This is a genomic window from Halomonas sp. TH-94, from assembly GCF_057473365.1.
Genome location: NZ_JBYCKL010000045.1, coordinates 14,007 through 27,246, shown reverse-complemented (window position 1 = coordinate 27,246; position 13,240 = coordinate 14,007). Strand labels below are relative to the sequence as shown.

The window sequence follows — 13,240 nt, the reverse complement described above, 5'->3', positions numbered from 1 at the left end:
TCAGTGCCCGGCCGGGCGCGGCACGCGCAGCCCGAGCTTGTGGGCCACTTCGAAGGTGACGAAGATCGGGCCGGTCAGCAGGAACACCAGGTCCTCGACGAAAGAAGGTTTCTTGCCCTCTACCTTGTGGCCCCACACCTGCACCGCCCACGACGCCACCCAGACGATCAGCGAGATCCAGAACAGCGACCATCCCGCATTCAAGATGGCGAGGATGCCCACTACGGAAAGGGCGAACCAGGCGACCATCATCAGGAAGACACCGAAGGAGAGACGCAGGTAGACCAACCCGGCAATCACCCCCAGCAGGGTAGCGCCGTTGACCCACTCCGCGGCCCCGCCCTCCAGTCCCAACCAACGGCCAATCGGCACCAGCCACAGCAGGCCCAGGGTGGAGAACAGGATGGCCGGCACACAGACGATATGCACCCACTGGTTCACCGGATGGCGATGGCTTTCGCCATAGTCGTCGAGAAATTTCTGCAGGCTACGCATGGTGGCGCCCTCGTTGTTATTGGGGGGTTCGGGGTCATGCCATGCTAGGCTCTTCAGAGGCACGCTGCCTTGTATGTAACCGCTACGAGTTCAAAGCGAGAAACTTCCTACATTCGAGTCGAAGTGATGACCGCCACCGAGCCCCGTATCACCCTTAACCCGCAAATTCACCGAGTGCAGGTAACGATCGGCGACACTCTGCTCGCCGACACCAGCCGCGCCCTGGAGTTACGCGAGCGCGGCCACCCGCCACGGCTCTATGTTCCCCGCGAAGACGTGCGAATGGAGCGGCTGACCCGCTCCGAGACCGTGACCCACTGCCCGTTCAAGGGCGATGCCGCCTACTTCTCGTTCGGTGGCCAGTCCGACGTTGCGTGGAGCTACGAAAGGCCGCTGGAAGGCATGGAGACGATTGCGGAATACCTGGCATTCGATGATGCCAAGGCCGTCGTGACCGAAAGCCGCTAGACGGTAGGCCGCGGCGGCCTGGGCTATGCTTCGACGACTCGCTACCCCGGCGCGCGCGAATCGGCGGCGACTCTCTCTTTCAGCAGCCACGAACCCAGCCCGGCGACGGCCAGCCCCAGGGCGGCGAACAGCAGGAAGGTGGTGCCATGGCCTTCGGCTCCGACCAGCCAGCCGGCCAGCGGGGAGCCGGCGACCTGGCCGACCGAGGTGGCGAGCAGTGGCAGTACCGGGCCGAAGGCGGGCGCTTCTTCCATGATCTCGATTCCCCTGACCAGATAAAACCCGGTCAGGGTCATGTACCCGGCGCCGAACAGGGCCGCAGACGCCAGAGCCAAAGGGAAATGACCGGGGGCGAGCGCCAGCAGAACCAGGCTGGCGGAGAGCACCACCAAGCCAGCGGCATGGCTCAACACCGACCCGAAGCGCGCAATGAGATCGCCGGCGCTGCCGCCTGTCAGCCCGCCGAGGCCGACCGCCAGCCACATCCAGGCGGTCTGGCTCGACGCCAATCCACCGGCGGCGATCGCCGCATCGGGAGCAAACACCCAGTAAGACGCACTCGCGCACCCCATGCCGGCGGCCAGGCCGCTCAACCGAGTGATGGCGTGCCACTGCTCACGGCTCACCGGCAGGGCCGCGAGGGAAGGCAGCGATGACTGGACAGGGCGGTCGTCCCGGGGCAGGAAAAGGAAGGCAGCCAGTGCGCCCAGGGCCGCCAAGGCGGCGAAGCCGGTATAGGCGCTGCGCCAGGCCTCCGCCCAGATCAGCACCGCGGGCATGGCCAGCGCGATGCCCACACTGGTGCCCGCATTGATGATGGCGTTGACCCGCCCACGCAGCCTGGATGGCACGACCCGAGACACCGCTTCCGCCATTGCCGGTGAGGAAAGGCCGGTACTGATACCGCAGATCAGCACGCCGACCGCAAGCAGCAGCGAGGAGGGTGCCAAGGCAATGGTGAGCAGCCCGAACCCGGCCAGGGCGGCCGCGGCAACGCCGGCACGGCGAACTCCGAGGCGCTGTGTCACCCAGGGGGCGGCGAGGATGGCAAAGACGAAGCTCAGGAACGGCAGGGCGCCGATCACGCCCGCCATGCTCGAAGAGATCGTTAGCTCGTCGCGCATTGAAGGCAGGAACAGGCCGAACACGAAGCGGGCCAGGCCGTAGGTGATGGCGATGACCCCGCTGCCGAGGGCGGCCATGCCAAGAGCGGAAAGGGGCCTCATGAGCTCACGCTCCGGGTCGCGGTGAGCAGGGCATCGACCACTGCTCGGGTGTCCGCCAGTGCCGTCTTCATGCCTAGCACGACTACCGTCGTATTGCTGCCCTCCAGCACCATGAAGAGGCGTCGCGCCAGCTCGGCGTGATGATCCAGGCCATCGCGTGCCACAGCGGCTTCGATGCGTGCCAGCAGGTCGCGCTTGGCGGAGATCGCCAGCGCATGGACTTCGGCGCTGTGCTCGGCAAACTCGCCCATCGCCTTGACCATGATGCAGCCATGCTGGCTGCTGTGCTCCAGCCAACGGCCATGGGCCTCGACCAGAGCGCGTGTCTCCTGGCCGGGCGGGGCGGCGGCGGTGGCCGCATCGAGACTGGCGACGAAGCGCTCATGGCGTGTCTGCAGCACCGCCGCGACCAGCGCCTCCTTGGAGGCGAAGTGGTTGTAGAGCGTCATGCGTACCACCCCGGCCGCCGCCACGATGCGGTCGATGCCGGTGGCATGAAAGCCCTGCTCATAGAAAAGGCGCTCGGCCGTGGCGAGCAGATGGTCGCGCTTGGAGGCGGGCATTCGACGGCGCTCCTGTATCTCGATATCTATATAGACCGATCTATCTAAACATGAATCTATCTAAGACCATGAAAGGGTGAGTGTCAAAAGCGTCATGAATAGGGCCGCCTGCGACGAGCAGCCGAACGATTTGGTCTTTTCCCCGGGTAGGTAGCCGCTAAACTGAGGCAAGCAGGGGACTGGCAGCGGCGTGGGCAGGATGGGGGCGAGCGATGAACTACGAGCAGGTGGTGAAGAACCTCTGGCGGCATGGCGATGGACGACGTACCGATCGAGCCGCGCGGCTGAACGAACTCATTCGCTATGCCACCCTGGCCCCTTCCGGGCACAACACCCAGTGCTGGCGCTTCAGCGTCTCGGATGATGCCATCGCCATCCTGCCGGATCTCACGCGACGCACTCCTTTCGTCGACCCGGACGACCACCACCTTTACGTCTCGCTGGGATGCGCCGCCGAAAACTTGAGCCTGGCCGCGCGGGCGTTCGGTATGTCAGGCGAGGTCAGGTTTCGCCCCGAAGGAGATGGGGAGGTACGGGTTACGCTGGCGCCCTGCCAGCCGGATGCCTCACCACTGTTCGAAGCCATCCCGTTGCGGCAATGCTCGCGAACCGACTATGACGGATCCCCCATTCCCGACGAGGCGTTGTACAGGCTGCAAGCCGCGGGGACCGGGCACGGAGTTTCCATCAGTCTCCTCACCGAGCGTGATGCGAGGGAGAAAGTGCTGGAGTTTGTGCTCGAGGCCAGTCGCCTGCAGATCGGCAACCGAGCCTTTCGCCAGGAGCTAGAGGCCTGGATACGCTTCGGTGAGCGAGAGGCCGTCGAAGCCGGGGATGGGCTTTTCGCTCGCTCCATGGGAAGCCCGGCGACCCCGCGCTGGCTGGGCCGATGGCTGTTCCGCGCCCTGTTTCGCCAAGGGGTCGAGAATGCCAAGCTGGCTCGCCAGGTGCGCAGTTCCTCCGGCATTGCCGTGTTCATCTCGGAGGCTGACGACAAGACTCACTGGGTCGAAGCCGGTCGCTGCTATCAGCGCTTTGCCCTTCAAGCGACGGTACTTGGCATCAGCAATGCCTTCATCAATCAACCGGTCGAGGAGGCTAGCGTGCGTCCAGCGTTCGCCAAGACCCTGGGCATCATCAGCGGGCGCCCCGACCTGGTGGTGCGGTTCGGGCGTGGTAAGGCGATGCCGCGCTCGTTGCGCCGCCCCATGGAGTCTGTGCTCGGCGCTCATGTTCCGTTAGGGTAGCCAAACAATTAAAGGGCCGTCTTCTTTCGAAAACGGCCCATCAGCGTGCGGCAACTTATCAATCAAGCCTTACTTATGCGATGCGCTAGCCGATGTCTTGCTCTTGTCGGCCTGCTGCTGGCTTTTCTGTTGAGTATCGTCAGCCTTTTCCTTACCTTTTTGCAAGCTGTCCGCTACTTGCTCCTTTCCCTTCTGCATGCTTTCTTCGAGCTGCTTGCGGCCCGACTGCATGCCCGCTGACGTTAGCTGCTGAGTTTCCTGTAAATATTCCTGACTCAAGGCGCGAATCTTTTCAGCGTCTTCCTTCATCTTCTCACTCAGCTCTCGAACGGCCTGCTGCTGCTGCTCGATCACCTGCCGAAAACTGTCGGAATCCTTGACTTCGAGCCAGGAGCGCGATTGCGCCAGGCTTGTGTCCGCAAAGGCGCGAACGGAGTCGAACTGAGCTGCGAACAGCTTTTCAAAGTAATCCGTGGTCAGGGCGCCATAGGCACGTACCGGCTCGACGATGGCTTCGTCGATTTTCTGGTTACCCTGTGCATTACTCTGGTTACTATTCGAATTGGAATTACTATCCGAATTAGCGTTGCTGTCCGATTTGGGGTTGCTGTCCGACTTGGTTTTTTCAGTGCTCATATGTTCTCTCCTTGTTTCCAATAAGCAAGAAAAATCGTCCAGGTGAAATACGTAATTCAGAAGGTGATTTCTCAACAAGCTGTTGTTAATTTCACCTGCCACGACATAATTAAAGAATAAACTCATCAGGAAATTATTTCCGTGCGGTAGCACACCCGCAGCCAACTTATTTGTCATGGAGGCTTAAATAAGCAATGGCAAGTCGTCCTGTCAGGTCGAACCGAAGGGCAGGCGATGCCGCGCTTGTTCGGACAAGCGCGGCATGACGCTGCAACGTTAGAATAGATTCACCCGCCGAACTTTTCGTTCTCGCCCAGGTTCGGTTTCGCGTCTTTCATGACGTTGGCCTTGGCGAATTCATACAGCTGGAACACCTTGCTCTCCTTGGCCTTCCAGTGCTCGCCCATGGTCACCTTGACCTCCAGCAGGGCGAGATCCGGGTCGTCCTTGCCTTCGGTGAACCAGGCCGCGACGAACGGGTTCCAGTACTTCTCGATCAGCTCACGGTCATCCGTCAGGTTGGCCTTGCCCGACAGCGACACGTACACGCCATTATCCTGATCGGAAAAGCTGAGGCAGACATCGTGGTCGCGGTTGGTTTCAGACACCTTTTCGGCACTGCGCCGCGTGTAGAACCACAGCGTACCGTCGTACTCCTTCTGCACCAGATGCATCGGCCGGGCGCGGGGCATCTCGTCGTCCAGCGTGACCAACATGCCGACTTGAATGTCCTTGATCATCTTCCATATCTTCTGCTTGTGCTCGGGGCTGGACATGGTTTCGACCTCCTGTCGAATCGTGGGGTTAGGGGTTCAGCCTAGCTACCCGAGGCAAGCCCGGCAAACAGCCTCGCTGGAGCAATGGGCCGAAGCGGCTGACAATATGGCTCAATAGGGCAAGCCGGCTCACATCGTTCTGGCTTTACTTCCAGCCCGGTCGCCTCCATATCCTCGTCAATGCCACCCACCCCGGAGCCCAGTCATGTCCGACTCCCTGCATCTGGCCTGCCCCCACTGCCTGGCTATCAACCGCGTTGCCACGGCCCGCCTGGCCGCCTCGCGCTGCGGCAAGTGCAAGCAGCCGATGTTCACCGGGGCGCCTTTGGAGCTTACCAGCGCCAACTACTCGGCCTTGGTCGAGCGCAGCGAGCTTCCGGTAGTGGTGGACTTCTGGGCCGGCTGGTGCGGACCCTGCAAGATGATGGCGCCGGTCTTCGCTCAGGCCGCCGCCGAGCTGGAGCCGCGCATCCGCTTCGCCAAGCTCGACACCGAGGCGGAGCCGGCCCTGGCCGGGCGCTTCGGCATTCGCAGCATTCCCACGCTGATCGTATTCAAGCAGGGGCGTGAGATCGCTCGCCAGGCCGGGCTGTTGCAGGCGGGGCAGCTCAAGCGCTGGCTCGAACCGCATCTCATCTAAGCCAGGCCAGTGCGGGGCCTTGGTTGACCCGTGAGCCGAATGAGATGACAATTCGGCTCATGTGGTGAGCCGAATAATTGGGTTGTTCGGCTCACCAGTCATGCAGGGTACCGCCATGAACGCTTCAACCACGACGCCAATCTGGATCTGGCAGCAGCCCGACTGGCCCGCTTTCCACTGGCGGGCCGCCGTGATCCAGCCTCGTCTTCAGGAAGCTTGGCGGTCTCTCGGCATGCTGCTGGGCAGGGTAGGTTCCCTCCCGGGCGACAACGATCCAGCAGTCATGCTGGATACGCTGCTGCAGAACATCATTACCTCCTCGGCCATCGAAGGAGAGCGCCTTAATGCCGCCTCGGTACGCTCCTCCCTGGCGCGACGCCTGGGTGTGGAGGGCGTGGCGACGGCTGTGTCATCGCGTTCGGAAGGCCTGGCCGACATGATGATGGATGCCATTGGCTCGCCGGATACGGCGCTGACCCGCGAGCGGCTCTTCCAGTGGCATCGCTGGCTTTTTCCCGATGCCGAGACATCGCTGGTCAAGCTGCGGGTAGGGGAGTGGCGGGGCGAGGAGCCGATGCAGGTCGTCTCCGGCCGTCTCGACAAGCCCAAGGTGCATTTCGAAGCCCCACCTCGCCAAGTGCTGGAGAACGAAATGGCTGCCTTCCTGGCGTGGTTCGACACGAGCCGCCACGACCCGACCCTGGACCCTCTACTGCGTGCCGGTATTGCCCACTTCTGGTTCATTACCCTGCACCCCTTCGAGGACGGTAACGGTCGCCTGGCCCGCGCCATTGCCGACCGGGCCTTGGCCCAGGCCGACCGACAAAGCATTCGACTCTATACCATGTCCGCCGCGATCCTGGCCGAGCGGCATGACTATTACCACGTGCTCGAAAACAGCCAGCGTGGCAAGACGGATCTCAGCGACTGGCTGGCCTGGTTTCTCGATATCCTGCTGCAAACCCTGGAAGACGCTCTCGCCGGCATCGAGCGTACCTTGGCCAAGACACGCTTCTGGCAGCGATTCTCCGCAGCCGGCCTGTTGCCGGAGCAGATCAAGGTACTCAATCGGTTGCTGGATCGGGGAGAGCGGGGCTTCGAGGGTGGCATCAGTGCTGCCCAGTATCAGAAGGTCGCCAAGGTCAGCAAGGCTACGGCGACCCGCCATCTTTCCGACCTGCTGGCCAAGGGTTGCCTGGAGAAACTGCCGGGGGGCGGGCGAAGCACGCGCTACCGGGTGGTGGGTTACGGCCCGCCGCCTGTCCCGTGAGCGGGCATAGACCTTTCAACCTACCGGAGAAAAACCATGATGGAGCGACTGACCCCATCGGCTGTATTGAAGAAGCTGCAGGACAACAACGGTGTGCCCTTTGCTGAGGTATTCCGACACGGCTCGCTCCAGGTCGAGATCTACAAGCCGGAAGACGTGGATCGCCAAATGCCGCATACCCGAGACGAGGTGTACGTCGTCATCTCCGGCTCGGGTCATTTTGTCAACGGAGACACCCGACAGCCCTTCGAGGCCGGTGAGGTGCTGTTCGTGCCGGCGGGCGTCGTCCACCGGTTCGAAGACTTCACCGATGACTTTGCCACCTGGGTGTTCTTCTATGGCCCGGAAGGTGGCGAAGCCGCCTCGGACACTCCCTGACCAGGCCGCCCATGAGTGTCAGTGATCCAACAGCCCCTCGGTGAGCGCCTCGCCAAGCCGGTCCACGGCGGCGGCCAGCTTCTCGTCGATGACGTGCAGGTATTCCGTCCAGTCGTCGACGTGGTTCAGCTCCGCTTTGCCGTCCGAAATGCCGCGCAGCACGATCAGCGGCACCTTGAAGCGCATGCAGGCGCGCAGGCAGGCGTAGCTCTCCATGTCCACCATTTCGGCGGCGATGGCGGCATAGGCTTCGCCCGAAACGATATTGGCGCCGGTGGAGAGCGTGGCCTCACGAACGCCGGGAATGCGCAGCGGTAGCGGAAGGATCGCCGGCAGGTCGAGAAAGGGCGTGGCGCCCTTCTCGAAGCCCAGCGGCGAGGCGTCCATGTCGCGGTAGGCGATGGAGCTCGCCTGATAGATCTCAGTCTGCTCGAACGAGCGGCTGCCGGCCGAACCCAGCGATACCACCAGATCCGGAAGGCGCCCCTGCTGGGCGAGTGCGGCAAGGGCGGCGGTGAGTTCCACCGCTGCCTCGACGGGGCCGACGCCGGTCATGAACGGTGCGAAACGCTGCTTGAGATGGGGGCCGTATTCGGCCTCGGCCGCCATCGCGAACAGCACCTTGCGGCCGCCCATTTCCGTCAGCGGCGGCGTACCCTGTACCGCGCTCATGTTTCGCTCGTGTTGCCGACCGTCTGGATGACCTCGAACCCTTCGAAGTTCGGCGGGCCCAGGTAGAGCCCCTCGCGCTTGCTCTGGCCGGCGTTGGCGTGCGCCTTGCGGAACGCCTCGGAGTGCGTCCAGGCCTCGAAGTCCTCGCGCGAGCGCCAGATGGTGTGCGAGGCGTAGAGCACGTGATCCTCCTTCTCGGGGCCGCGCAGCATGTGAAACTCGACGAAGCCGGTCAGTCCCTGCAGGTGGGTCTCCCGCTCTAGCCAGATCTGTTCGAACTCTTCCACTCGCTCGGGATTGACCCGAAAACGGTTCATGGCGATGAACACGATAATGCTCCTTGTGGTCGGCGGCTGATGGTCACCGAAAGACGATGACACCGACGCCGATAGGGGGCAAGCGTATGGATGAACCCGCGACCATCGGCTGACTCTGCGCTCACCCTGTGCCGGCCTTGTGCCGATCTTGTGCCGATCCTGTGAAAGTGGCGCGGAATCGCGAAACGGGTATGGTAAGCGAAAGCCACCGGGAGAAGAGGCCGATGCACAAGGGAAGCTGCCTATGTGGCAAGGTGGAATACGAGTACCGCGGCGAGATCGACGAAGTCTCCATGTGCCACTGCCAGCAGTGCCAAAAAGCCCAAGGTTCCGCCTTCGTCGCCGTATCGCCCATCCGCTCCGCCGACTTTCATATCACCCAGGGCGCGGAGTACCTGAAGGAGTACCGCGCCACGCCGGGCAAGGTACGCGTGTTCTGCGCCGAGTGCGGCAGCCCGCTCTACAGCGCCCGCGACGACCTGCCCGACGCCAAGCGGCTGCGGCTGGGCACCCTGGATACGCCGATAGCGCCCAGCAAGCGCTACCATGCCTGGGTGTCGTCCAAGGCCGCGTGGTTCGATCTTGCCGATGAGTTGCCCAAGTTTTCCGAAGCCGCGCCGAAGCGCTAGGGCATAGGGCATGGCTTTGGAGTACAGCGAAAACTCATGCTTGTGTTGAAGTAGCGAGCGTATGACCTGTGCTGCTGGGTGGCCGGGACGGGAGTAGTAGCCATGGGGTATCTTGCGTATGGCGCCGGAGGGATTTAGTTATTGTATTAAATGATAAATTATTTTCCTGAAGAAATCGTACTCATTAATTAAACTATGGGAATGCCTCATTCAAGGTGTCAATCAAGATTCGTTGGCATCACTTTACCGATGCCATTACAAGTCCTGCCAGTGGACCCGGTTACGTCCCGCCTCCTTGGCCGCGTAGAGCCCCAGATCGGCGCGCTTGATGGCGGGCTTCAGCGAGGGCTCCTCGGCGAGGACCTGGGTCACGCCCAGTGAGGCGGTATAAGACAACCAGCCGCCCTCGATGACGTCGCGACCGACGTTCACCGGTGTGGCTGCCAGCATCTGGCGCAGTCGTTCTGCCACTTGCATTGCCTGGGACCTGGAGGTGGCGGGAAGCAGAATGGCAAACTCCTCGCCGCCCATCCGACACAGCACGTCGCCCTCCCTCAGCGACTCCTTGGCTGTATTGGCAAAGGCCTGAAGGGTGCTATCCCCCACATCATGGCCATATTCGTCGTTGATCCGCTTGAAGTGGTCCAGGTCGATGGCGATCAGGCTGAGCGGCTCGCCGCTGCGCTTGGCGCGCGCCATTTCTATCACCGCCTGGTCGTACAGGTAGCGTCGGTTGCCGAGCCCAGTGAGCGGATCGGTGCATGCACGTTTGGCCAATTCTTGCCGTGTTGCCTTCAGCTCGCGTATCAATTCGGCCTGTGCACGGTGAGCCTGCATCAGTTCCATGTGCGCCATTACCTGATTGGCGAGGGCCTGCAGGGCGAAAAGTTGGCGCTCCGTCAACACACGGGGCCGATAGTCGAGTACGCACAGTGTCCCAAGCGGATAGCCTTCTCCGCTTTCCAAGAGTGCGCCAGCATAGAAGCGCAGATGCGGCTCGCCGATCACCAAGGGGTTATTGGCGAAACGCGGATCCTGGATAGTGTCGTGCACAATGAATAGTCCCCGCTGCAGGATGGCATGCGCACAGAGAGAAATATCCAGTGGGGTTTCGCGCACACCAAGCCCCTTCTCCGACTTGAACCACTGCCGATCGGAGTCAATGAAATTGATGACGGCGATGGGGGTTTCGCAGATGAGTGATATCACCTCGACGATATCATCAAACGCCGACTCCTTTGGCGTATCGAGGATCTGGTACTCGGCCAGCGCCCGCAAACGCTTCGCTTCATATTCGGCTGAGCAAAAATTGGTATCGTCAGTCATTGGCGGGAAGTCGTTCCGGTAAGGCCATTAGGTCCTCCAGTGGCATGGGTCGGGCGAATAGAAAGCCCTGCAGCAGATTGCAGTCGCGACGGATCAGGTCCTGCTGCTGTTCTCGCTCCTCAACGCCTTCGGCGACCACCACCAGATCCATGTGATGGGCCATGGTGATGATACCCTGGACTATGGCGGCATTACTGCGGCTGGTAAGGATATTCTGGATAAAGGCGCGGTCCAGTTTGATTTTATGGATGGGCAGATCGCGCAGGTAGCTGAGGCTAGAGAAGCCGGTGCCAAAATCGTCGATGGCGACCGTGATACGCATCCCGCGCAATTTACGGATCATCTCGATAGCCAGTTCAGCGCCCACCATCAAGATGCTCTCGGTCATCTCCAGCTCGAGGAGTTCAGGCGGAAGGCCCGTTTCGTCCAGGATGTCTTGTACTTCATCGAGGAAACCATCGCGGTGGAACTGCAGCGACGAGATGTTGATTGCCACCGGAAATACACGCTCGCCCTTGGCGTGCCGTTCAGCCAGGCTCTGGCACGCCTGTCTCAGTACCCAGCGGCCCAGGGGAATGATCTGGCCGGTTTGTTCGGCGATGGGAATGAAGATTCCAGGCGATACCATACCATGTGTTGGATGGTGCCACCGGAGCAAGGCTTCGACGCTGCGAATCTGGCCACTGACGGCATCAACCACTGGCTGGTAGTAGAGTTCGAACTGGTTTTCACGCAGCGCGGTGTGGAGGTCATGGCGCAGCATTATGTGCTCGCTGGTGTGCCCCACTCCCTCTCCCTGGTACCACTGCCAAGTGTTGCGTCCCTGCTTTTTTGCCACCTCTACAGCCAGGTCGGCATGCTGCAACAATTCTTGAGCTTGGTGAACGTCCTCGTCGCTGCAAGCGACGCCAATGCTGGTACTGATGTGTAACGCGCGGCCATCGATCTCGAACGGGTGTTCCAAAGCACTGAGAATGCGCTCAGCGGCGTCTACCACTTCTTCCCGGGCCCTAAAGCCAGGCATTAAAAAGACAAACTCATCTCCGGTGAGGCGGGCCAGGGTGTCAGTGTGGCGAAGCAGCTGCCGTAGGCGGTCGGCGACGGCCATTAACAGTTGATTGCCGACGGTGTAACCCAGCCCATCATTGATAGCCTTGAATCCATCGAGATCAAGGTGCATCACCGCTAGCAGTTTCTGGTTCTGCTGACTCAGCCGGAAAACATGCTCGAGGCGACTCTCAAGCGCGGCTCGGTTGGGCAAGTCAGTGAGCAGGTCGTGGGTGGTCTGATGAGCAATCTTGGCTTCTTGGTTCTTCTGCTCGGTGATGTCCTCCAGGATGCCGATGAAGTGAGTGCAGCGGCCAGCTTCGTCAAAGACGGGATTAATGGCCAGTCTATTCCAGAAGGGCGTGCCGTCCTTGCGGTAATTCAGCAGCGTGACCTGCACCTCGGTACGATCCACCACGCTCTGGCGGATCTTGCCGATAGTCGCGGGGTCGGTTTCATCACCTTGCAGGAAACGACAATTTCTGCCCAGCACATCGTCCGGGGTATAGCCCGTAATACGGTAGAAAGCCTCATTGGCATAGACGAGCGGCAGGTCGTGCCGGGTGGCATCGGCCATGAGGATCCCGTTGGGACTGGACTGGATGCCCCGCTGTAACAGCCTCAGCTCGGCTACCTGACGCTTGCGCGACGTGATGTCATGACAGATGCCGTAGACGCCGACGATGTCCTCTTCGATAGTCACTGGAAAATTGGTGACTTCTACGTGGTAGGTATGGCCGTCGGCATGGACGCCCATGGTCTCGTACTGACGTGAGGCGCCTGCCTTGGCGGCATCAAAGGCCGCCTGGGTCAGCTTGCGATAGTCGGGTGCGACGAACTCGTTGAAATGGCGGCCGATCAGGGCCCCCTCCGGGTAACCCGTGATCCGTTCCAGGGCGGCGTTGCCGCGCTGGAATCGGCCCTCGAGATCGAACTCATAGACCCCGTCTGGATGGTTCACGAACAAAGAGCGGTGCCATTCGGCCAGGGTACGATGGTGGCGGCTGTCACGGTCCCTGATAACTGCCAGGGCGATCAGGGCAGCGGCCTGGCTGAGTCGTCGTTTGCTGAGTTCGCTGGGAGCCCTGGCCTCTGGGTAATAGGTGCCGAATGTCCCCAGCAACTCGCCCTGTGTGGTAATCACTGGGCTTGACCAGCAGGAGCGAAATCCTTCGGCAATGGCGGCATCGCGGAAGGCCTCCCAGCGTGAGTCCGCCTGGATGTCGTCGGTGATGACCTGCCGACGCAGGTAGGCAGCCGCACCGAACGAGGCATTCGAGGTGTCGACGGGAACATTCTGGAGCCGTTCCCAATAGTCTCGTGAGAAGCGCTGGCTGGAAACCAGACTGAGCGAGCAACGCGCCGGATCGAAGCGCATGAAGGCCACAACGGCACCGGGAAGCTGGATGCCGATCCAGTGGGCGATCGCATCCAGCGTCGTATCCAGCGGTGCCTGCTGGGCAATCAATTCATGTATATCTTGCTGAACCTCCAGCAGGGCGAGTTCGTCCGTCACGCGTATGTCTCCATGTACCTCGCTCCCTAGCTTC

General features: G+C 61.4%; 15 protein-coding genes. 6 read left to right on the top strand and 9 right to left on the bottom strand.

The features are described 5' to 3' along the window. Positions 1–495 carry an Mpo1 family 2-hydroxy fatty acid dioxygenase gene (locus AC2VNO_RS09140; protein WP_486933844.1) on the bottom strand — a complete coding sequence of 165 codons (495 nt, stop codon included), beginning with the start codon at positions 493–495 and terminating at the stop codon, positions 1–3. Positions 496–621: 126 nt separating this feature from the next. Here AC2VNO_RS09140 and AC2VNO_RS09135 point away from each other — a divergent pair, with 126 nt between their 5' ends. Further along, complete coding sequence (locus tag AC2VNO_RS09135; RefSeq protein ID WP_486933843.1) at positions 622–963, top strand: DUF427 domain-containing protein; 342 nt, start codon at positions 622–624, stop codon at positions 961–963. Between the two features lie 41 nt (positions 964–1,004). On the opposite strand, the gene AC2VNO_RS09130 is transcribed toward AC2VNO_RS09135, so the two are convergent. Together AC2VNO_RS09130 and AC2VNO_RS09125 are read right to left on the bottom strand one after the other, a co-directional pair. Beyond that, positions 1,005–2,189, bottom strand: a complete 1,185-nt coding sequence (locus tag AC2VNO_RS09130) for an MFS transporter (RefSeq protein ID WP_486933842.1) — start codon at positions 2,187–2,189, stop codon at positions 1,005–1,007. Further along, positions 2,186–2,752, bottom strand: a complete 567-nt coding sequence (locus AC2VNO_RS09125; protein WP_486933841.1) for a TetR/AcrR family transcriptional regulator — start codon at positions 2,750–2,752, stop codon at positions 2,186–2,188. Before AC2VNO_RS09125 ends, AC2VNO_RS09130 begins: the two co-directional genes overlap by 4 nt. Positions 2,753–2,964: 212 nt before the next feature. Between AC2VNO_RS09125 and AC2VNO_RS09120 the strand changes: the two genes are divergently transcribed. Next, positions 2,965–3,999 (top strand): Acg family FMN-binding oxidoreductase, encoded by a 1,035-nt coding sequence (locus AC2VNO_RS09120; protein ID WP_486933840.1) that lies wholly within the window; start codon positions 2,965–2,967, stop codon positions 3,997–3,999. Between the two features lie 69 nt (positions 4,000–4,068). Here the strand turns inward: AC2VNO_RS09120 and AC2VNO_RS09115 are convergent, their stop codons facing one another. Beyond that, the gene (locus AC2VNO_RS09115; RefSeq protein WP_486933839.1) at positions 4,069–4,635 is read right to left on the bottom strand and encodes a phasin family protein; all 567 of its coding nucleotides are present in this window, start codon (positions 4,633–4,635) and stop codon (positions 4,069–4,071) included. Between the two features lie 287 nt (positions 4,636–4,922). Further along, the gene (locus tag AC2VNO_RS09110) at positions 4,923–5,411 is read right to left on the bottom strand and encodes a pyridoxamine 5'-phosphate oxidase family protein (RefSeq protein WP_486933838.1); all 489 of its coding nucleotides are present in this window, start codon (positions 5,409–5,411) and stop codon (positions 4,923–4,925) included. 205 nt (positions 5,412–5,616) lie between these two features. On the opposite strand from AC2VNO_RS09110, the gene trxC reads away from it, so the two are divergent. The 3 genes from trxC to AC2VNO_RS09095 all read left to right on the top strand — a co-directional run bounded on the left by trxC (position 5,617) and on the right by AC2VNO_RS09095 (position 7,699). After that, complete coding sequence (gene trxC / locus AC2VNO_RS09105) at positions 5,617–6,051, top strand: thioredoxin TrxC (protein WP_486933837.1); 435 nt, start codon at positions 5,617–5,619, stop codon at positions 6,049–6,051. A gap of 115 nt (positions 6,052–6,166) precedes the next feature. Further along, positions 6,167–7,321 carry a Fic family protein gene (locus AC2VNO_RS09100; RefSeq protein ID WP_486933836.1) on the top strand — a complete coding sequence of 385 codons (1,155 nt, stop codon included), beginning with the start codon at positions 6,167–6,169 and terminating at the stop codon, positions 7,319–7,321. A 36-nt stretch (positions 7,322–7,357) separates the two neighbouring features. Further along, complete coding sequence (locus tag AC2VNO_RS09095; RefSeq protein WP_486933835.1) at positions 7,358–7,699, top strand: cupin domain-containing protein; 342 nt, start codon at positions 7,358–7,360, stop codon at positions 7,697–7,699. Positions 7,700–7,717: 18 nt separating this feature from the next. Here the strand turns inward: AC2VNO_RS09095 and AC2VNO_RS09090 are convergent, their stop codons facing one another. Together AC2VNO_RS09090 and hmuQ are read right to left on the bottom strand one after the other, a co-directional pair. After that, a complete protein-coding gene (locus AC2VNO_RS09090) occupies positions 7,718–8,371 on the bottom strand; it encodes a 5'-methylthioadenosine/S-adenosylhomocysteine nucleosidase (protein ID WP_486933834.1) in 654 nt (217 codons plus the stop codon). After that, complete coding sequence (hmuQ, locus tag AC2VNO_RS09085) at positions 8,368–8,700, bottom strand: heme-degrading protein HmuQ (protein ID WP_486933833.1); 333 nt, start codon at positions 8,698–8,700, stop codon at positions 8,368–8,370. The genes AC2VNO_RS09090 and hmuQ overlap by 4 nt, the downstream gene beginning before the upstream one ends. A 212-nt stretch (positions 8,701–8,912) precedes the next feature. Between hmuQ and AC2VNO_RS09080 the strand changes: the two genes are divergently transcribed. After that, positions 8,913–9,317 carry a GFA family protein gene (locus AC2VNO_RS09080; protein WP_486933832.1) on the top strand — a complete coding sequence of 135 codons (405 nt, stop codon included), beginning with the start codon at positions 8,913–8,915 and terminating at the stop codon, positions 9,315–9,317. A 255-nt stretch (positions 9,318–9,572) separates the two neighbouring features. Here the strand turns inward: AC2VNO_RS09080 and AC2VNO_RS09075 are convergent, their stop codons facing one another. Together AC2VNO_RS09075 and AC2VNO_RS09070 are read right to left on the bottom strand one after the other, a co-directional pair. Then, on the bottom strand, positions 9,573–10,643 hold the full coding sequence (locus AC2VNO_RS09075) for a GGDEF domain-containing protein (RefSeq protein WP_486933831.1): 1,071 nt from the start codon (positions 10,641–10,643) through the stop codon (positions 9,573–9,575). Then, positions 10,636–13,206 carry a sensor domain-containing phosphodiesterase gene (locus AC2VNO_RS09070; protein WP_486933830.1) on the bottom strand — a complete coding sequence of 857 codons (2,571 nt, stop codon included), beginning with the start codon at positions 13,204–13,206 and terminating at the stop codon, positions 10,636–10,638. The genes AC2VNO_RS09075 and AC2VNO_RS09070 overlap by 8 nt, the downstream gene beginning before the upstream one ends. Positions 13,207–13,240: the final 34 nt, after the last annotated feature.